Raw genomic sequence first — 18,171 nt, forward strand, 5'->3', positions numbered from 1 at the left:
ATTTCGATTTATACTTGTCTGCTGTTGTCAAGCTGTTCTGTCATCGGCGGTACTCTGATTTCCCCGATCCAGGCATGTAATAACCATTCACTACCGATGAAACACGTACGTAGTTTTCTCCTGCTCATCGCCCTGCTGCCGGGCCTGCCAACGGTTGCCCAGAAGGCCGCTCCGGTTGGCTTGCAGTTGTACAGCTTCCGCGACGCGTTTGCCAAAGACGTGCCGGGCACAATGGCGAAGGTCAGGCAGATGGGGTTTCGGGAGATTGAAACGGCGGGCACGTACGGCCTATCACTACCGGCCTACCGGCAACTGCTCGATCAGAACGGGCTGAAGGCCATCAGCACGGGGGCTAGTTTCGAGGATCTGGCCACCAACATCCCGAAAGTCGTGAACGAAGCCAAAGCGGTTGGGGCGAAGTACGTCGTCTGCACCTGGATACCGCACTACGGCGATCAGTTTACCGCGTTCGATGTCGAGAAAGCCATCGATGTGTTCAACACGGCGGGGAGCCTGCTGGCCGAAAACGGCCTGACGTTCTGCTACCACAACCACGGCTACGAGTTTCAGACCTACAAAGACGGTACGTTCTTCGACTACATGGCCGAGAATCTGGACCCGAAATTCGTCAATTTCGAGATGGACGTGTTCTGGGTGAAAGAGCCCGGCTACGACCCCGTCGCGCTGCTCCAAAAGTACCCGAAGCGGTTTCTGCTCATGCACCTCAAAGACCGCAAACCCGGCACGCCCGACAGCAATACCGGCCATGCCGACGTCGAATCAAACGTGACGCTGGGGCAGGGCGACGTGGGTATCGCGGCCATTATGAAACAGGCTCGCAAGTCGGGCGTGAAGCACTTTTTTATCGAAGATGAATCGTCGAGGGCGTTGCAGCAGGTACCCGCCAGCGTGTCGTATCTGGAGGGGTTGCGGTAGATCACCCATCCATCAGGGAGGATGGCGAACCGAAAAGCGGTGCGTTCATTTCATTGCGCTCCCTTCTGAGATTCGTCTGGACCTACTGCTTTTTCCCGCTGATTACCTGACGGTACGTTATTCCCCCATCGGTGTACGAAAAATCAATCGTAAAATTGCTTCCATCGGCGGTACCAACTTTAGTAGTGCCGTAGTAGAGGTCATACGGTGCAGCGGTCCCTTGCAGTTTAAGCTGCCCAATCGTTTCGTTATCGTCGGGGTAGCCCGTCAGTTTGAGCGTGTAAGTCGTGTAAACTACGCTGGCGGAATCCCGCCGGGCTACTATCGTACCTGACAAGGTATTACTACCGGAAGACACCGGCAACGTGTAGTTGTAAACGCTGACACTGGCCGAATCATACCGAAAATTGTTCATGACGTACGTACCGGCTATCTGCGTGGCGGAATCGATAGCGGGTGCGACGTCGTCTTTTTTAGAGCAGGCGGCAAAAGCCAGCATCAGGCCGATGAAGGCAAAGAAGGGAAACGCTTTTTTCATAACGCAGTGTCTATTTTCTTCAGATACGCTGATGAACGAGCCACTGTGTCAGAAAGCCTGAAACTTTGCTTATTTCTTTGCTTTAATGATGAACTGGAGCGTTTGCGTGCCGACCTGCGTACGGCTATCATAGAGGAAACTGGTTGCGTCGACTGTTCCCACTTTTGTGTTGCCGTCGTACATCTGGAATTGCCCCCCGCCCGAACGAATCGACAGGGTCAACGAGTCAGTCAGGGACGTGCGGCCCTCAACGCCGATGGTGTAGACGATGCCAAGGCGGCTTTCTGTGCTCTTGACTACTTTTACCTTGCCGGTATAAACCAGATTATTTTGCGGATTGGTGTACGGGAATGTGTACGTAACGGTACCCGATCCACCCGCACCGGGCGTGACATATTCAGTCATTTCGTAGGTACCTGATATATCGGGTTCGGGGTCGGCCCCACCTCCGCAGGCCATCAACGCCAGCAGGGGCAGGTAAGCAAGAAATCGTTTCATTACAGTCTAGTTGGTTTGCGCTGAACGACTGTTGTCAAAATTCATTCCGATTGCTCAAACGACCAGCCCGCGCCGGCGTTTTTTAATCCTATTTCTGTATTAAACGGTATATGCGTACTCATGGACAGCATCGGCAAGCTGCTGTATGTCAGTAGTTTCATGAAAAGCACTGATAACGATGCGCGTGTTGGGCCGGTCGGTGGGAGTTGGGTAGGCGAAGGAATAAATCAGGATGTTTCGGTCGAGCAGAAACGCGTACAGATCGTCGTGTCTGGTGTAGAAAACAGGGTAAGCAGCCGCCTGCTGAAACAGGCCCGTTGGCAGTAACAATGCCCCTGCGGTGTCGACGCGTTGCCGGAGTTGCTGGTACTGCCGGGCGTACAGCGGAACCGTCTGCATGAACGCGGCCAGATAAGCGGGTGGCATGGGCGAACAGGCACCGAAATAAGCCGTTTGCCGCAGTTGACCAATCGTGTCGGCATCGCTCAGCACCACGCCCCCGGCAGGCCCATCGCTTTCGCCAATGACCCCGTCACCACTACCCGGAGGTTATCACGCCGGGGTAACTGCGGCCAGATACTGCGTCCGTCGTTCAGCAGGCCCAGCCCGTGCGAATCGTCGACAACCAGCGTAATCAGCCGATCGTCGGGTAAGTCGTGAACCCAGTCGAACGGGTACGCTTCCGACCGGACGGCATCCAGCGAATTGGTCAGGATAGCGATGGGCTGTGGCGTTTGAATCGCCCGAATTTGTTCGGCAATCTGGCGGCTCCAGTCGGCAAACGACTGGTTGGGTAGCTGCGTAGCCTGACCGTCCCACAGCGCGGGATGCGCACCCGGCGCGTACAGCAACTGCGTGGATTGCTGCCGCAGCCGGTCGACCATCACCTGCCCGGCCAACATCCCCGACGAGAGCGTCAGGGCCATTTCGGGCTGGTGGTCGGGTGCGCCGAGCATCGCGGCCAGTTGTGCTTCGGCTTGCTCATAGATACCTAATCGCAGATTTCCGTTGCGCGAACTGCCAAACGCGGTGCCGTATTGCCGGAGCGCATCGGCAACGTGCTGCTGAAACGCCGGGAGTTGCTGCATACCGAGGTAAGCCGTTCCGCTGAAAAACAGGTAGTCGCGGTCGTTGTACCGAATCTGTCGGTCGGGTAGCCGATCAATGGTGAGTATCGAATTCATGCGTTGATAAGTCGTGCGCCCGTACCGGCTTCGCTGGCGTAGTGTACCCGCCCATTGGCAAACGTAACGCCGGTCGCCGGATCATTGGCGATGAGCAGAGCCCCGTCGAGGTCGGCGTAGTCGAGCAGGGGCAGCAGTTGCGCAATGGCCGAAATCCCGACGCTCGACTCGGTCATACAGCCAACCATCACGCGCAGGCCCAGTTCACGCGCCCGATCAATCATGCGCCGGGCAGGGGTCAGTCCACCACACTTGGTAAGCTTGATATTAACACCGTGAAACAGACCTGCACATTGGTCGACATCGCTTTCCACGATACAGCTTTCGTCGGCTATAATAGGCAGCTCGCTTCGCTCGAACACCCGTTTCGCACCGTCGATGTCGCTGGCAGGCAGGGGCTGTTCGATAAACTCAACTCCCAAACGAGCCAGCTCGGGCGCAAAGGCCAGCGTTTGTTCGGCCGTCCAGCCGCAGTTAGCATCGACCCGAAAACGGGCCGGGCCAGCTGGGCCAGACATAGCATCAGCCTGCTTCCGCAGGGTACGCACGAGTTCGAGGTCTTCGTCGGGCCGACCCAGCTTGATTTTATAGAGGGGCCACGGCCATTCGCGCAGCTTATCGGCCATGCGTTCCGGCGTGTCGAGACCGATCGTGTAGTTGGTGAGCGGAGCGCGGGCGGGATCGAGGTTCCAGAGTTGGTAGAGCGGCTTGCCCTGCCGTTTGGCCCACAGATCCCAGGCGGCCTGATCGAGGGCACAAAGCGCAAATGGATTGTTTGCCAGGTATGGCTGTACCAGCGACCAGAAGCGGGCGGGGTCGGCCAGGTCATGGCTTTCGATAATGGGCCGGATTGCTTCGAGCGCCTGCGTCATCGACGCTATAGTGACACCGTAGTATTTGGTTGCTGTTGCTTCGCCCAGCCCGACCGGCCCGCCGGGACCGTCGCTGAGGGACACGATCAGCGACGGCTGCACATCACGACTGTCGTGGGCAATGGTAAAGGTGTGCCGCAGCCGCAGGTCGACCGGGTGCAGGTGTAGGTGCATAACCACTTCATCTGATATATACCCGCAAGTTACCACCGGCCGGGCAACTCGGGCATAGAATCGAGCCGTAGCCAACCGACTTTATTAAGTAGTTGCTTTGCGATTACTGTTAACATCATCAAGAAATTAATTTAAGTATACTCATTTTTAGTAAACGTTTCAAAGAGTACTGTATAGTTCAAAACAATGTTTATTCGATATAAATAAGTGCTAATCAGTGTACATACGTTAGATTTCATGACATGCATCAGTGCCAACAATGGCACAAAAATTGGTTCTCCCGAGACTGTATATTTATACTATAAATTAACGTTTGAAGCATTTCGTAAACATAAAGCTCAGTATCTTTGTCAAGAAGGCGTTCTGCCTCATCTGATGAATGGCCGGGCTACACACAACGTTTCCATGTCGCTTTCATCCGTATCCATCACATCTGCTTTCTTCCAACTTGATCAATCGCTTCGTATGAGCCAATTTTCTATGCTATCTCGTGTCTGGCTGGTACTGGGCACTATTGGGCTGCTAACAGGTTGTGCATCAACCAAAGACCTGTCTTACTTCCAGAAAAGTGCCGGGTCGCCGGATCAGGTGGCAACGCTGAGTCGCTACACACCAACCGTGCAGGCGGGCGATATCCTTTCGATTCAGATCAGCAGTCTGAACCCGGAAGCGTCGACGTTCTTCAATCCGTACACCTCGTTCGCCGTTGCCGATCGCGCCAGTCAGCCCGTTACTCCCACGACAACCTCTCCCCTGCAACCCGTCAGCGGCTATATGGTCGATCCGGACGGGGCGGTTGAGTTGCCCGTCATTGGCAAGCTGTCGGTGAAAGGACTAACGATGGCGCAGGTTCGGGAACGCGTGCGGGAGCCCCTGCGCGAATACTTGAAGGAGCCAACCGTAAACGTACGCAACCTCACCTTCCGGGTGTCGGTAATGGGTGAAGTAAGTCGGCCCTCGCTGTTTACGGTTCCCAACGAGCAAATGACGCTGCTGGAAGCGCTCAGCCTGGCCGGTGACGTGACGATCTACGGCCGCCGGACCGATGTGCTGGTCATTCGCGAGGAAAACGGCCAGCGCAAATTTGGGCACGTCGACCTGACCCGCCGGGATCTGTTTGCTTCGCCTTACTACTACCTGCACCCCAACGACGTCGTGTACGTCGAGCCCAGCAAAGTGCGGGCTGCAACAGCCGACCGGACGATGCAGCTGGCCCCCATCGCCATCAGCGCCCTGTCGTTTGTGGCCATCCTCGTCTCCCGTTTTTAGCCGAATACAACCAGTCATCCTTTATCCAACGACACAACTATGTCGAATCAGAACTCGTACACCTACACTTCGTACCAACTGTACGAAGCGGAAAACAGCCCGAACATGCGGCTGGTACTGATGCGCTATGTGCGACAGTGGAAATGGTTTTTAGGCTCGCTGCTGCTGGCGGGCGTCGGGGCGTATGCGTACCTGCAATTCCAGACGCCGATCTACAAAACGCAGACCAGCCTGCTTATCAAAGACGATAAGAAAGGGTTGAGCGAAGAGAGCATCCTGAAAGAAATTGACATTCTCTCGCCCAAGAAGGTGATCGAGAACGAGATGGAGATCCTGAAGTCGTATGCCCTGATGAACAAAGTCGTGGGTAGCATGGGGCTCGACGTGCAGTATTTCCGCCCCACCAGTACCGGCAACCGCGAAATCTACAACACCGCGCCCTTTCGGCTGATCGTGGAAAAGGCCAACCCGTCTATCTACGACACCAAACTGGAAGTGCTGGCGGTAGGCCCCAATCGTGTCCGTATCAACGACGAGCTGTATGCCACCAACCAAAGCATCAAAACGGCATTTGGGCAGCTGCGTGTTTTCGCCAGCAAGCCGCTTAAAGTCGCTACCGACCCTATCGTGGTGCAGGTGCTGCCCCGCGCCGTGGCGGTTGATGAGTACCTGAAAAACCTGACCGTTGAACCCAGCAGCAAAGCCTCGACGGTATTGCAGATGACGTTGCTCGACGCGGTACCCCGCAAAGGCGAAGCCCTGCTCGACAACCTGATCGGTGAATACAACCGGGCCGCTATTGTCGACAAAAATGTGGTAGCCTCCAACACGCTGAACTTCATCGACGACCGGCTTCGGCTGATCGCGGGAGAACTGACAACGGTGGAAAAAGGCGTCGAATCGTTTAAATCGTCGGAGGGCATTACCGACCTGAGTTCGCAGGCGCAGCTGTTTCTGGAAACGGTTAAGGACAACGACACGCAACTGAATCAGGCTTCGCTACAGCTCAGCTCGATCAACGGCATTGAGTCGTACGTTGAGAGCAAGAGCAACAGCCGGGGAGCGGCACCGGCCATGCTCGGCCTGAACGACCCCGTCCTGATCGGGCTGGTGGGCAAGCTCAGTGAACTCGAACTCCAGCGCGATCAGCTGGCCCGGACAACGGCCACCAACAACCCGATCCTGCAAAGCCTCGACTCGCAGATTCGGGCCACCAAAACCAGTCTGTCGGAAAACATTGCCGGTATCAAGCAGGGCCTGCAAAACACGCAGAACAAACTCCGGCAGACCAACCGGCGGCTGGAAAGCCAGATCAGAACCATCCCCGGTAAGGAGCGGGCGCTGGTCAACATCACCCGGCAGCAGTCGATCAAAAACAACCTGTATACCTACCTGCTCGAAAAGCGGGAGGAAACGGCCCTGTCGTATGCATCGACGGTAGCCGACAGCCGCACCATCGACCCGCCCCGCACGGGCCGCAAGCCGGTAAAACCCGTTGAAAGTACCGTGTTTATTTTGTTCGGCCTGCTGGGCCTGCTGCTGCCGGTGGGCGTCATTGCCGCCGGGGATGCGCTCAACGACCGGGTAAGCCGCCGGTCGGACGTCGAAACCGCATCGCAGGTACCCATCATCGGCGAAGTGGCAGCTACGCGTAACGTCGATCCGCTGGTCATGGTGTCGGGGAAGCGGTCGGTAATTGCCGAGCAGATTCGCGCTCTGCGGACCAACCTGCAATTTCTGCGCAGCCACCCCACCGACAGTCAGGTGATTCTGTTCACGTCGAGCATTGGCGGAGAGGGCAAGTCATTCATGTCGCTCAACCTGGGCGCGAGCCTCGCGCTGGTCGACCGCCCGACGGTGATTCTGGAGATGGACCTGCGTAAGCCCAAGCTGCACTCAGTGTTGAAGATGGGGAACTCGGTCGGCATCAGCAACTACCTGATTCAGGAAGCTACGCTGGACGATATCATTCAGGAGATTCCGGGCTTCCCGAACTACCACATCATTACCAGCGGGCCGATTCCGCCCAACCCGTCGGAACTGCTCAGCAGCCCGATGCTGGAGCAGCTGCTGACCGAACTGCGGGCGCGGTATGCCTACGTCATCGTCGATTCGCCCCCAATCGGGCTGGTCACCGACGCGCAACTTATCGCTCCCCATGCCGACGCCACCATGTTTATGGTGCGCCAGGAGCACACCCCCAAGTCATACCTGAAAATGATCGATGTACTGTACCGCGAAAACCGGTTCCATCGCCTGAATCTGGTTCTCAACGCGGTGGGTGCGGGAACATCGTACCAGTACGGTTACGGTTACGGCGGCTATTACGAAGAAGCGGATAAGCCCGACAAACGCCCAACCCGGACTATTCGCTGATGCGTCGATTCGTAATTGCCCTAACTCCCCGCTTTATGATGGACATCTCATTTCCTTCTTTTACTGATGCCCCTTACAGTCAGCCACCCGTCCGTGTGCCAATGCCTGACCGGACGGCCTGGGCCAAACGTACATTCGACATTGTTGTGTCGTTCCTGCTGCTACTGGCGATTCTTAGCTGGCTGATGCCCCTGGTTAGCCTGCTGGTCAGACTGACGTCGCCGGGGCCAGCGCTGTTTATGCAACTACGAATGGGCCGGGGCGGAATTCCGTTTCGCTGCCTGAAATTCCGGACGATGACCTACACCAGGAACGCCGAGTTCCGGCAGGCCGTACGCAACGATTCACGGGTGACGAAACTGGGCGCGTTTCTGCGCCGGACCAGCCTGGATGAAATGCCCCAGCTTATCAACGTCCTGCTGGGGCAGATGAGTCTGGTTGGCCCCCGCCCCCACCCGCTCCGGCTCGACGCCCAGCACTGGCACACGATGCCGGGTTACATCGACCGCTATGCCATCCGGCCCGGCCTGACGGGGCTGGCCCAGTCGCGGGGGTGCCGGGGCGAAACGGCTCAACTGATTCAGATGCAGCACCGGGTCCGGTACGACCTGCTCTACATCCGCAAGCAGTCGTTCCGGCTCGACATACAGATCTGCATCTGGACGGTGCTCAACATGATCGGGGGCGACGATAAAGCCTGGTAGTACCAACCGCACACGTCTATGAAGCTGACCTACAAAAATTCGCTGAGTGGGATCGGACAGCTGGTACTGACAGGACTGCTCACCTTCGTCAGCATTCCCGTATTCATCCGGGTGCTGGGCGAAGAAGCCTACGGTGCGTTTTCCATCGTCACGCTGGCGGGCAACCTTAATCTGCTGGCCAATCTGGGGCTGAATACGTCGCTGCTGCGATTGCTATCGGAGCAGGGGAAAACGCGCGAGTCGGACCACGACATCGTTGTGACGCTGGGTCTGTTGCTGAGCATCCTGCTGCCGCTGAGCGCACTGGCCATCAGTCAGGAAGAACATATCCTGACGCAGTGGCTGGGGTTGTCGGGCGGGCTGTACGAGCGGGTCGCTACGCTTTATAAGCTGGTCATTGCGGCCAATCTGGTCCTGATGCTGGGGCAGACATTCACGACGGTGCTCGACGCGCAGGAGCAGATTTACCGTACCAACGGCTACCAGTTTGTTTACAGCGTACTCTACTGGGGTGGCCTGATTACGGTTGTCAGCCTGGGGTACGACCTGACGATGATTGGTGGGGTGATTCTGCTGGCAGCCCTGATCTGGTTTGGCCTCGTGCTGGTAGCCGCCCGCCGTTCGTGGGGGTCGCTCGACCTGACCGGGCTGCGGGGCAACGTGCATCGGCTGGTCAGGAAACAGCTGGCGTTCAGCCTGAATCTGTACGCGGCCGGGCTGCTTAACATGCTGTTTGAGCCGATGACAAAAATTTTGGTGTCGCGGCTGATCGGCGTGCGGGAAGTGGGTTATCTGGAAATTGCCTACCGGGTCAGGGCGCAGCTCTGGACACTGGCGACCAAAGCTATTTACCCCATCTATCCGCGCATCGCCCGGCAGATCGACACCCGGCAGATCAGCCGCCTGGTGAGTGGTTACCAGACCAGTATGCTGGTGCTGCTGGTTCCGTTTCTCGGTTTGTTTGCGCTGGTTATGCCCGACCTGATGCCCCTCTGGATTCCGGGGGTAAACCAACTGGTTGTCGTAGCCACAATCGCCATCTGCACAGCTCACACGGTTGGTTCGCTGGCGCTCCCGTTCTACTACTACCTGCTCAGTCAGCACCACGTACGTAAAACCGTCTGGCTCCAGCTGACCAATGTGATCGTCAATGGACTGGTTATTCTGGCGACATACAACACGCTGGGTTTCTACGGCATCATCCTGGCCAACGTGCTGGCGATTCTGGGGTCGCTCACGCTGAGTCTGCTGTATCAGCACCGGTACCTGGGCTGGCTGCGCATACCCGCCGATGGGCGGCAGTGGCCGGTCTGGCTGGGCATTGGTTTCGTTGCCGGGCTATTGCTCGTCGCGCTGTTGCAGGTGCACGTGCCGCAGATCCGTATCGGGCTGGCTATCGGCGGAGCCCTGCTGATTTACCTGCTGCTGCTGGTCCGGCTACGCCACCGCTTCAAAGCCTGGCTCAGCTAACATCGGTCGGCAAAACGACCATCACGCTTTATCCATCAATCAATGGGCTACGCACGTACTATCCTCCGTCGGCTGGGGCTTTCCAACGCACAGATCGACACTTTTTACCCGATGCGGACGATGAAATTGCGCGGGTGGCTCTACCGCTTTCGACTGGGCCGCTGCGGCTGGGGCACCACCATAGACCGGTACGTGACCGTGTTGGGCGGCAAGTCAGTGCAGGTTGGTGAATACTCCGCCATCAATGCGTACACCCACATCTGGGGGCACAATGGTGTTCGGATCGGCAACCGGGTGATGATTGCCTCCCACACGGCCATCACCTCGCTGACCCACGATTATACCCGCCCGGATATGCGCTTTGCACCGGCCATTGGCGGCCCCATCGTGATCGAAGACGACGTCTGGATCGGGTCGCACGTGGTCATCGTGCCCGGTGTAACCATCGGCCGGGGCGCGGTGGTCGGTGCCGGAGCCGTCGTGCGCGACGATGTACCACCTTTCGCTATCGTCGCGGGCGTACCCGCCCGAATCGTCCGCTACCGCCCCGAATCCGCTTACCCCATTAGCAACCATCCTTATGAAACACCAGCAACAACGTAGCTTCCTGTTTCTGCTGTTCCTGACCGCCCTGCTGGCTCAGTTTGGCAGGTGGCAGGGGCAGATCAACGAAGAGCAGGCCGCCGAAAGCGGATCGAACTCGCAGTTTCTGCTTTTGTACGTACCACTACTGCTCGGTACCGTTTATGTCAGTGGCCTGATGGGCTATCTAAAGGTTTTCCGACCGTTTAAGGGCGTGTTTATCAGCTTTCTGCTGGTCCTGACGGGGGTGGGCCTGTTTCGGGGTGACGTGGGCGCGGGCATCAACAATATGGCGTCGATCACGCTGACGTACAGCATTATCCTGGGCCTGACGATGCTGGGCTTTTCACTGCCCTTCCGGCGGACAATGGCGCTGCTCGTGCTGTTTATTGCGTTTATTTTCCTGCCCCTCACTACCTACATTCACCTGACCAAAGTAGGGCCGCTGGTACTGTTTCCCGACCGGCTTCAGGAAAACAACCTCCGGCTGGGCGGGCTTCTCTACTACGCCCACACGGCCATGCTGCTGGGTATAGGTGCCCTGTTTGCGCTGGAGCAACTGATCGTCAGCCGGTCGAAAAGTGTGCGGCTGTACTACGGACTTATCTTCCTGACGCTGAACGTATTTCTGCTGCTGACCGACTGCCGGAGTTCGTGGGGCGGGGTGGGGCTCTCCTACTCACTCCTGATTTTTCTGCACCTGTCGCGGGCGAGCCGCTGGAAGTTCGGTACGCTGGTGGGGCTGCTGGTGGTTGGCTTTTACGTCAACGAGGGCTGGCAGACGATCCACGCTAACCGCGACTACCACACCAGCGATGATATGCTGTTTCGCATGGCGATCTGGGGGTTTGCGGTCGAAGGTATCGGCGAGCAGCCACTGACGGGCTACGGCACGGAAAACTACTTTGCCCACAACCAGAAAGCCATGGCAACCGACGACCGACTGCGCGACCCTCACTCGGCGACGCTTTCCCTCGCCTTGCAGAGTGGCTTAGTGGCCGTGGTGCTGTTTTACTGGCTGTACGGCAAAATAATCCGCCATTACAACCGGTTCGGGGCGGGCAACAGCCGGCCAATGCTGGCAGTGGGCCTGTTCTGGCTACTCGCTCCCTTCCTGTGGGGTACGGTCTACAACGGGGCGGCCGGATTTATCCAGATACTGTTTCCGCTCACCTTCTTTCTGAGCCTGCTCCACCCCGGCTGTTACGAGTCCCGGCCCGAACCGCGCCGTCAACCCATTCAGCCACAACCCCTAACCACCATTCCGCTGTCGTATGAGCGCCTGCCTGCCTAAAGTCTCGATCGTCACCCCTTCCTACAATCAGGGTGCTTTTATCGGCGCGACGATTGAATCGGTGCTGGCGCAGACATACCCCAACATCGAATACATCCTGATCGACGGCGGATCGACGGATGAAACGATGGCGGTGGTGGCGCAGTACCGCGACCGCATCGACATCGTCGTGCATGAGCGCGACCGGGGGCAGTCAGACGCTATCAACAAAGGATTCCGGCTGGCAACGGGCGAACTGGTAGGGTGGCTCAACTCCGACGATCTGCTTTATCCCGATTGTGTCGCGCGCATCGTACAGCTATATCAGCAGCATCCCGATGGCACGATTTTTTACGGGGCTGCCAATGACTGGATCGATGCCGACGGGCAGGTCACGGGGCACCGCTTTCTGCCCATTCCCGACCGGGCGTTTCTGCTCAATCAGTGCACCGACATCGTACAGCAGGGTTCGTTCTACGCAACCCGGCAGGTGCGCGAGGTGGGCTATCTGGACGATACCATTCACTATTGCATGGACCTCGACCTGTGGCTGCGGCTGCTGACGAAGGGCCCGATCTACTACGACAATGGCCCGGCCATGGCGGCCTTCCGGCGGTGGGAAGCCTCAAAAACCAGTACGGGTGGTCGCCGGTTTCTGCGCGATATCCGACAGACGCTCCGGCGGAACGGGGCGGGGCCGTATGCCCCAACGGTACTGCGGACCCACTACGGATCCCTGCGTGAAGCACTTCGCTATACTCCTCTTTATCGCTTGTTAACCGGGCTGCGCCCACTACTCAACCAACGCCATGCATATCGTTCACTGTCTGTTCACCCTGCGCACGGGCGGAGCGCAGATCCTGACGCTTAACCTACTCAACGAACTGGTCGACGGGCACGATGTGTCGCTGATTGTTGTCAACGATCAGTACATGTCGTCGCTGCTGGTCGGGCTCGATCACCGCGTACAGGTTTATTTTCTCGAACGGCAGGAAGGAAGCCGTAACCCCCTGCCTATCCTGCGGCTCAACTGGCTGCTGCATCAGCTCAAACCAGACATCGTCCACTGCCATGAGCGCAAGATGGTTCAGCTGCTGAAAACCAGCCGGGCCAAAACGGTTTATACTGTCCACGACGTCCGTATTCCGGCCGACACTTTCGCCAGCTACGACGCGCTGGTCGCCATTTCCGAGGCCGTTGCCGACGACGTCCGTCAGCGTACCGACCTGCCCATCCGGGTTATTCACAATGGTGTGCCGATTCAGCGGTTCAGCCGCCGGACGCAGTACAGCCTGGGCCCCGATGAGCCGATCCGCATTGTGCAGACGGGGCGACTGATGCACGAAAAGAAAGGCCAGCATATCCTGCTCGAAGCCCTGTCGCTGCTGGTACATCAGCACGGCGAAACGCGGCTGCAACTCGACTTCATCGGCGAAGGCGACTCCCTGACCTATCTCAACGAACTGACCCGCTCGCTGCGGCTCGACAGCTACGTGCGTTTCCGGGGCCATCGCGACTGGACATGGCTACAGGCTAACCTCTCGACGTATCATCTGCTGGTTCAACCATCAATCTATGAAGGGTTTGGCCTGACTGTTGTTGAGGGGCTTGCAGCGGGGTTGCCCGTGCTGGTGTCCGACGCGGGCGGACCGGCCGAGATTGTCCGGTCGCTGGCGGGTGGGCTGCTCTTTACGACCGAAGATGCCGGTTCGTGCGTCGACGCGCTGCTGCGGCTGATCCGGGCGTACCGAACCCAAACCGTTACCGACCTGGTGGGTGTGCCAGCGCTGACCAACGATGGGGCGTACTCGATCCGGGCGATGGCCAACCAGTACGTCGATCTGTACCAGCAGCTGCTTACCAACCGAACGGCACCACCCGCTGAAGCCCTCGATCCGAGCACTTATTTTTCTCCGGCATGAAGCTTGTTTCATTTATTTTTCAGGATTGGTCGGCCAACACCAGCAACTCGAAGGGGCGCCTGTTGGGGGTACTGTTCCGGCTGGCCAACTTCGGGGCGGGTAGCGCCGTAGCCCGGTTGCTGCTAACCCCCTACCAGCTGCTGTACCGCCTGCTGGTCGAGTGGACGCTGGGCGTCGAACTGCCTTACAACACAGTAGTCGGCCCCGGCCTGCGCATCTACCACGGGCAGGCGTTGGTCGTACATAAGCACGTCCGCATCGGCCGCAACTGCATTCTCCGGCAATCGACCACGATCGGCAATGCAGGCCGGGGCAACGACTGTCCGATCATCGGCAACAACGTCGACATCGGTTCCAACGTCTGCATCATCGGCCCGGTACACATCGGCGATAATGTTGTGATTGGCGCGGGAAGTGTTGTGACAAAATCGATCCCGACGGGCTGCACGGTCGTGGGCAACCCCGCCCGGATTCTGCGCCGTCATCCGGCCCATACCGACCTCATTTCCTCGTTTAGCCCCGCGCCTTAGTTATCACCAACGTTATGCTCGACTCCCGGCCTTTTACTGCTGTATCCGCCCCTCCCGACTGGCTCATTCCCCTCGATACGGCCGAGCGGGTGCTGACGGTGGGCCCCGATCACATCAATTACCGGGGTGGTATCGGTAGCGTCATGAACGTCTACGCCCGGCATTTTGCCACCTACAAGTGCATCACGACCCACCGGGTGATGGGCAAGGGCCAGCTGATCCTGTTTTTTCTGCGGCAGTACCTGCGCTTCATTCAAACGCTGCTGCGCGACCCGGCCATCGACATCGTGCATATTCAGGCCTCGTCGCACGGCAGTTTTTACCGGAAGCTTGTCCTGTTTCTAACGGCCCGCTACGCCTTCCGCAAACGCACCATCTACCACATGCACGGCTCTCGCTTCGTGGAGTTTTACGAGCAGAGCGGTCCGCTCAGTCAGCGGCTGATCCGGTTTCTGGTCGAGCGGGCAGATATTGTGATTGTGCTGTCGGAATATTGGCGCGATTACTTCAACCGGCAGTTTCGGGTGCGTCGGCTGGAAATTCTTAGCAACATCATCCATCAGCGCGACCTGTCGGCGGGTTTCCCGACCCGGCCCGCCGGAAAACTGCCTGTCCGGCTGTTGTTTCTGGGGGCGATCGGGCAGCGCAAGGGCATTTTCGATCTGCTCGACGGCATCCAACAGTATCGCGACTCGTTTGAGGGGCGGCTGCTGCTGTATGTGGGTGGCAACGGCGACACCAAACGACTCGAAAGCTACATCGCGCAGCACCGGTTGGAGTCAATCGTGCGGTTTGAGGGCTGGGTGTCGGGTATCCGCAAACACGAACTCCTCAGCACCTGCGACGTCTTTATCCTGCCGTCGTATAACGAAGGGCTACCCCTCTCAATTCTGGAAGCCATGAACTATCACCTGCCCATTATCGCGACACCCGTCGGCGGTACGGCCGAGGTGGTCCACGACGGCGTCAACGGTTTTCTGGTAACGCCCGGTGACAAAAAAACACTTTGCCAGCGGCTGATGCGCTTCATCGACGACCCCGACCTGGTCAATCAGATGGGCGATGAATCGGCCCGGCTCATCGCCGGTTACCAGCCCGAAGTCGTACTACCCCGCCTTAATCAACTGTATAATGACTTGCTGACGAAAAAACCAGATTAGTTCTCATGAAAGCGCTTCTCATCAACCGGTCCCGGCAGGTAGCCGATGTGCTGCTGCTACCCTTCACGTTATTGTGCAGTATCTGGATGGCGTTTGTGGTGCGGAAGAGCTTCGTGACCATGCCCCTCACGAAATCGACGTTTCTCCGTTTCGGTTTTCTGCCCATTCGCGACCATTTCTATCAGCCACTCATCAACCCCGGTAAGCACCTGACCAAGTCGCTGAGGCAGGAACGGCCACTGCCCGGTATCGACCTCAACACGGCGGAACAGCTGACGTTGCTGCGGCAGTTTCACTACGCCGACGAGTTGCGCCAGTTTCCAATGAACAAACCAGCCGAACTGGCCTATTACTACAACAACGGTTCGTTTGCGTCGGGCGATTCGGAGTACCTGTACAGCATGATTCGGCACACCCGCCCCGGCGGCTGGTGGAAATCGGCAGCGGCAACTCAACCCTGATGGCAATCAACGCCATTGCCCGGAACCACCACGACGACCCGACCTACAGCTGCGAACACATCTGTATCGAGCCCTACAAAATGCCCTGGCTGGAGCAGACGAACGTGACCGTGCAGCGGGCGAAGGTTGAGGATGTCGACCGGTCGGTGTTCACCAGCTTGCAGGCGGGTGATATTCTGTTCATCGACTCATCGCACATTATCCGGCCACAGGGCGATGTACTGACGGAGTATCTGGAAATTCTGCCGATCCTGAATGTGGGCGTCCGGGTGCATATCCACGACATCTTCACCCCCTGCGATTACCTGCACGAGTGGGTCTACAAAGAGCATTTTCTCTGGAACGAACAGTATCTGCTCGAAGCATTCCTGAGCTTCAACCGGTCTTTCAAAATCATCGGGGCTGTCAATTACCTGAAGCACCATTACCCCGATCTGCTACTGGCCAACTGCCCGATTCTGGCTACTCAGCCGCACCGCGAACCCGGCTCATTCTGGATCGAAAAACTGTAACCGGTTTACAGTTTACAGTTCACGGTTTACGATGGACCTGTAGCCTGGACCGGTGCGCCGGTGCGATCCACGTCCGGGTGGGCGCGATAGCGACCAAGAAAGCTGCCGCCTTACGTAGTTGGCCTGACGGCCACCCGGACCTGGAGCCGCGCCGGCGGGCCGGTCCAGGCTACACCGAAAACTGAAAACCGTAAACCGAATACCGAATACCGCTAATCAAATCCCTATATGCTTCCTCATAAAAGTTACCTCCCCGTGCTCGATGGCTTGCGCGGACTGGCCATTCTGGTCGTGGTTGTCAGCCACTACGGGTTTGGGCGGTGGATTCCGGGCGGGTTCGGCGTAACGCTGTTTTTCTTTATCAGTGGCTTTCTCATTACCCGGCTGCTCATTGCCGAATGGGCCAAAACCGGGCGTATCGACCTGAGCGGCTTTTACCTCCGGCGGTTATTGCGGCTTTACCCGGCCCTGCTGTTTATGGCGGCACTGGCCATCGGCTTTTCGCTGCTGGCCGGCTGTGGCCTGCTAACCGGCGACCTGCTGTCGACGCTGTTTTATTACCGCAACTACTATATGCTCTACGGCGACAGTCCGGCCTCGCACCTGTGTCGGCACGTGTTCGACATTACGTGGTCGCTGGGGATCGAAGAGCACTTTTATCTGTTTTTCCCGCTGCTGTTTATGGCGGCCTGGCGACGCCCGCGCGTGTTTATCGGGTTGATGGTACTGACGATCGTGGCGGTGGCGGCCTGGCGGCTCTACCTGATCGCGACTCACGGCCTGAACGACCTGACCGTGTACCGCATCTACCACCTGACCGATACCCGGCTCGACGCCATTATGTTTGGCTGTCTGGTCAGCGTACTTGTCAGTCAGGACCGGGCCGGGTACTGGGTGCGCCAGAGTACCCAGCCAATCATTGCGGCCGGGGCGCTGCTCCTGCTGCTCAGCACATTCCTGCTCCGCGACGGTACCTTCCGCGAGAGCTGGCGGTACACGCTACAGGGCCTGTCGCTGAGTGTACTGATACCGGCCATCGTATACAACCCCGCCTATACCCGACTGGCTCAGGGTCTGTGCCGCCCCTGGCTGGTTCTGACGGGCAAACTAAGTTACTCGCTCTACCTGTTTCACTGGCTGGGCGTCTGCGTAGCCGACCAACTGGTCGGCAGCGAACGGCTGAACTCAACCTGGCTGCTGGTGGCCGTACCGCTGGGGCTGCTGCTCAGCGTGTTGAGCTATCAGTACGTTGAAAAACCCACCGCTGGCCTTCGTCGGCGCTTCGGCTCAACGGTTGATACAACCGTACCCACCGCCGACCCGCCAATCGGGTCGCAGCCGTCTGTCAGTTAAGCCAGCCTGCTCCTCATCAATGCGTCCTGTTTCGGGCTATCGATCGGCTGATCGACACCCCGAAACAGGACGCTTTTTTTGCGGCAGGTTCGCGAGGTTGTTTGTGATTTCGCAGACCGCTTATCGAAGCAGCGACGGGCTGTGCAACCGGAAACCGCACCGCTTCAGGGTATCGAACCGCTCCTACACAAAGTATAACTTTACCAATAGTACCTGTTCACATTTAGAGCTTCAGATACGATTATTCGCTCTCCGCTATTACTTTTTATGTGATAAATTACAGATTTTCGGACTGTAAAAATCCATCTATTTACCTTTCAATATATTGATTATCAATAATTTATAAAACAATTAAGT

The 18,171-nt window shown here is 57.7% G+C and carries 19 protein-coding genes; 14 read left to right on the forward strand and 5 right to left on the reverse strand.

Annotated elements, in window-relative coordinates; translation table 11 throughout:
* Window positions 1-96 precede the first annotated feature (96 nt).
* Window positions 97-936 carry a sugar phosphate isomerase/epimerase family protein gene (locus HH216_RS01370; RefSeq protein WP_169549161.1) on the forward strand — a complete coding sequence of 280 codons (840 nt, stop codon included), beginning with the start codon at window positions 97-99 and terminating at the stop codon, window positions 934-936.
* Between the two features lie 82 nt (window positions 937-1,018).
* Here HH216_RS01370 and HH216_RS01375 read toward each other — a convergent pair whose 3' ends face one another.
* The 5 genes from HH216_RS01375 to HH216_RS01390 form a co-directional block, all read right to left on the reverse strand.
* The gene (locus HH216_RS01375) at window positions 1,019-1,474 is read right to left on the reverse strand and encodes a hypothetical protein (protein ID WP_169549162.1); all 456 of its coding nucleotides are present in this window, start codon (window positions 1,472-1,474) and stop codon (window positions 1,019-1,021) included.
* Between the two features lie 69 nt (window positions 1,475-1,543).
* Entirely contained in the window at window positions 1,544-1,972 is a 429-nt protein-coding gene (locus tag HH216_RS01380) for a hypothetical protein (RefSeq protein ID WP_169549163.1), read from the reverse strand.
* A gap of 99 nt (window positions 1,973-2,071) precedes the next feature.
* Window positions 2,072-2,467, reverse strand: coding sequence for a PLP-dependent aminotransferase family protein (locus HH216_RS26520; protein WP_332871445.1), 396 nt, complete (start codon window positions 2,465-2,467; stop codon window positions 2,072-2,074).
* A complete protein-coding gene (locus HH216_RS26525) occupies window positions 2,458-3,156 on the reverse strand; it encodes an aminotransferase class I/II-fold pyridoxal phosphate-dependent enzyme (RefSeq protein ID WP_332871446.1) in 699 nt (232 codons plus the stop codon). The genes HH216_RS26520 and HH216_RS26525 overlap by 10 nt, the downstream gene beginning before the upstream one ends.
* The gene (locus HH216_RS01390) at window positions 3,153-4,202 is read right to left on the reverse strand and encodes a dipeptide epimerase (protein ID WP_169549164.1); all 1,050 of its coding nucleotides are present in this window, start codon (window positions 4,200-4,202) and stop codon (window positions 3,153-3,155) included. The genes HH216_RS26525 and HH216_RS01390 overlap by 4 nt, the downstream gene beginning before the upstream one ends.
* Before the next feature lie 480 nt (window positions 4,203-4,682).
* On the opposite strand from HH216_RS01390, the gene HH216_RS01395 reads away from it, so the two are divergent.
* The 13 genes from HH216_RS01395 (at window position 4,683) to HH216_RS01450 (ending at window position 17,814) form a co-directional block, all read left to right on the forward strand.
* Entirely contained in the window at window positions 4,683-5,471 is a 789-nt protein-coding gene (locus tag HH216_RS01395) for a polysaccharide biosynthesis/export family protein (protein WP_254448634.1), read from the forward strand.
* 39 nt (window positions 5,472-5,510) lie between these two features.
* A complete protein-coding gene (locus HH216_RS01400; protein ID WP_169549166.1) occupies window positions 5,511-7,847 on the forward strand; it encodes a GumC family protein in 2,337 nt (778 codons plus the stop codon).
* Entirely contained in the window at window positions 7,847-8,551 is a 705-nt protein-coding gene (locus HH216_RS01405) for a sugar transferase (protein WP_254448635.1), read from the forward strand. Before HH216_RS01400 ends, HH216_RS01405 begins: the two co-directional genes overlap by 1 nt.
* A gap of 18 nt (window positions 8,552-8,569) precedes the next feature.
* Window positions 8,570-10,021, forward strand: coding sequence for a lipopolysaccharide biosynthesis protein (locus HH216_RS01410; RefSeq protein WP_169549167.1), 1,452 nt, complete (start codon window positions 8,570-8,572; stop codon window positions 10,019-10,021).
* 42 nt (window positions 10,022-10,063) lie between these two features.
* Window positions 10,064-10,624, forward strand: coding sequence for an acyltransferase (locus tag HH216_RS01415; RefSeq protein WP_169549168.1), 561 nt, complete (start codon window positions 10,064-10,066; stop codon window positions 10,622-10,624).
* Entirely contained in the window at window positions 10,602-11,897 is a 1,296-nt protein-coding gene (locus HH216_RS01420) for an O-antigen ligase family protein (RefSeq protein WP_169549169.1), read from the forward strand. The genes HH216_RS01415 and HH216_RS01420 overlap by 23 nt, the downstream gene beginning before the upstream one ends.
* The gene (locus HH216_RS01425; protein WP_169549170.1) at window positions 11,878-12,747 is read left to right on the forward strand and encodes a glycosyltransferase family 2 protein; all 870 of its coding nucleotides are present in this window, start codon (window positions 11,878-11,880) and stop codon (window positions 12,745-12,747) included. The genes HH216_RS01420 and HH216_RS01425 overlap by 20 nt, the downstream gene beginning before the upstream one ends.
* Window positions 12,686-13,798: a glycosyltransferase family 4 protein gene (locus HH216_RS01430; protein ID WP_169549171.1), complete on the forward strand. Its 1,113-nt coding sequence runs from the start codon at window positions 12,686-12,688 to the stop codon at window positions 13,796-13,798. The genes HH216_RS01425 and HH216_RS01430 overlap by 62 nt, the downstream gene beginning before the upstream one ends.
* Entirely contained in the window at window positions 13,795-14,328 is a 534-nt protein-coding gene (locus HH216_RS01435) for a serine acetyltransferase (protein ID WP_169549172.1), read from the forward strand. Before HH216_RS01430 ends, HH216_RS01435 begins: the two co-directional genes overlap by 4 nt.
* Window positions 14,329-14,342: 14 nt before the next feature.
* Window positions 14,343-15,488: a glycosyltransferase family 4 protein gene (locus HH216_RS01440; protein WP_169549173.1), complete on the forward strand. Its 1,146-nt coding sequence runs from the start codon at window positions 14,343-14,345 to the stop codon at window positions 15,486-15,488.
* A gap of 5 nt (window positions 15,489-15,493) precedes the next feature.
* Window positions 15,494-15,949 carry a hypothetical protein gene (locus HH216_RS25515; protein ID WP_217371888.1) on the forward strand — a complete coding sequence of 152 codons (456 nt, stop codon included), beginning with the start codon at window positions 15,494-15,496 and terminating at the stop codon, window positions 15,947-15,949.
* On the forward strand, window positions 15,949-16,461 hold the full coding sequence (locus HH216_RS25520; protein ID WP_217371889.1) for a class I SAM-dependent methyltransferase: 513 nt from the start codon (window positions 15,949-15,951) through the stop codon (window positions 16,459-16,461). The genes HH216_RS25515 and HH216_RS25520 overlap by 1 nt, the downstream gene beginning before the upstream one ends.
* Before the next feature lie 228 nt (window positions 16,462-16,689).
* A complete protein-coding gene (locus HH216_RS01450) occupies window positions 16,690-17,814 on the forward strand; it encodes an acyltransferase family protein (RefSeq protein WP_169549174.1) in 1,125 nt (374 codons plus the stop codon).
* The last annotated feature ends 357 nt before the right edge of the window (window positions 17,815-18,171 follow it).

It is taken from the genome of Spirosoma rhododendri (assembly GCF_012849055.1).
Classification (GTDB): Bacteria; Bacteroidota; Bacteroidia; order Cytophagales; family Spirosomataceae; genus Spirosoma; species Spirosoma rhododendri.

Coding starts and splice junctions, on each gene's coding strand:
- HH216_RS01435 (WP_169549172.1), top strand. CDS start 13,795: ATGAAGCTTGTTTCATTTATTTTTCAGGATTGGTCGGCCAACACCAGC.
- HH216_RS25520 (WP_217371889.1), top strand. CDS start 15,949: ATGGCAATCAACGCCATTGCCCGGAACCACCACGACGACCCGACCTAC.
- HH216_RS01405 (WP_254448635.1), top strand. CDS start 7,847: ATGCGTCGATTCGTAATTGCCCTAACTCCCCGCTTTATGATGGACATC.
- HH216_RS25515 (WP_217371888.1), top strand. CDS start 15,494: ATGAAAGCGCTTCTCATCAACCGGTCCCGGCAGGTAGCCGATGTGCTG.
- HH216_RS01420 (WP_169549169.1), top strand. CDS start 10,602: ATGAAACACCAGCAACAACGTAGCTTCCTGTTTCTGCTGTTCCTGACC.
- HH216_RS01400 (WP_169549166.1), top strand. CDS start 5,511: ATGTCGAATCAGAACTCGTACACCTACACTTCGTACCAACTGTACGAA.
- HH216_RS01415 (WP_169549168.1), top strand. CDS start 10,064: ATGGGCTACGCACGTACTATCCTCCGTCGGCTGGGGCTTTCCAACGCA.
- HH216_RS01370 (WP_169549161.1), top strand. CDS start 97: ATGAAACACGTACGTAGTTTTCTCCTGCTCATCGCCCTGCTGCCGGGC.
- HH216_RS26525 (WP_332871446.1), bottom strand. CDS start 3,156: ATGAATTCGATACTCACCATTGATCGGCTACCCGACCGACAGATTCGG.
- HH216_RS01430 (WP_169549171.1), top strand. CDS start 12,686: ATGCATATCGTTCACTGTCTGTTCACCCTGCGCACGGGCGGAGCGCAG.
- HH216_RS01440 (WP_169549173.1), top strand. CDS start 14,343: ATGCTCGACTCCCGGCCTTTTACTGCTGTATCCGCCCCTCCCGACTGG.
- HH216_RS01375 (WP_169549162.1), bottom strand. CDS start 1,474: ATGAAAAAAGCGTTTCCCTTCTTTGCCTTCATCGGCCTGATGCTGGCT.
- HH216_RS01380 (WP_169549163.1), bottom strand. CDS start 1,972: ATGAAACGATTTCTTGCTTACCTGCCCCTGCTGGCGTTGATGGCCTGC.
- HH216_RS01395 (WP_254448634.1), top strand. CDS start 4,683: ATGCTATCTCGTGTCTGGCTGGTACTGGGCACTATTGGGCTGCTAACA.
- HH216_RS01425 (WP_169549170.1), top strand. CDS start 11,878: ATGAGCGCCTGCCTGCCTAAAGTCTCGATCGTCACCCCTTCCTACAAT.
- HH216_RS01390 (WP_169549164.1), bottom strand. CDS start 4,202: ATGCACCTACACCTGCACCCGGTCGACCTGCGGCTGCGGCACACCTTT.
- HH216_RS01450 (WP_169549174.1), top strand. CDS start 16,690: ATGCTTCCTCATAAAAGTTACCTCCCCGTGCTCGATGGCTTGCGCGGA.
- HH216_RS01410 (WP_169549167.1), top strand. CDS start 8,570: ATGAAGCTGACCTACAAAAATTCGCTGAGTGGGATCGGACAGCTGGTA.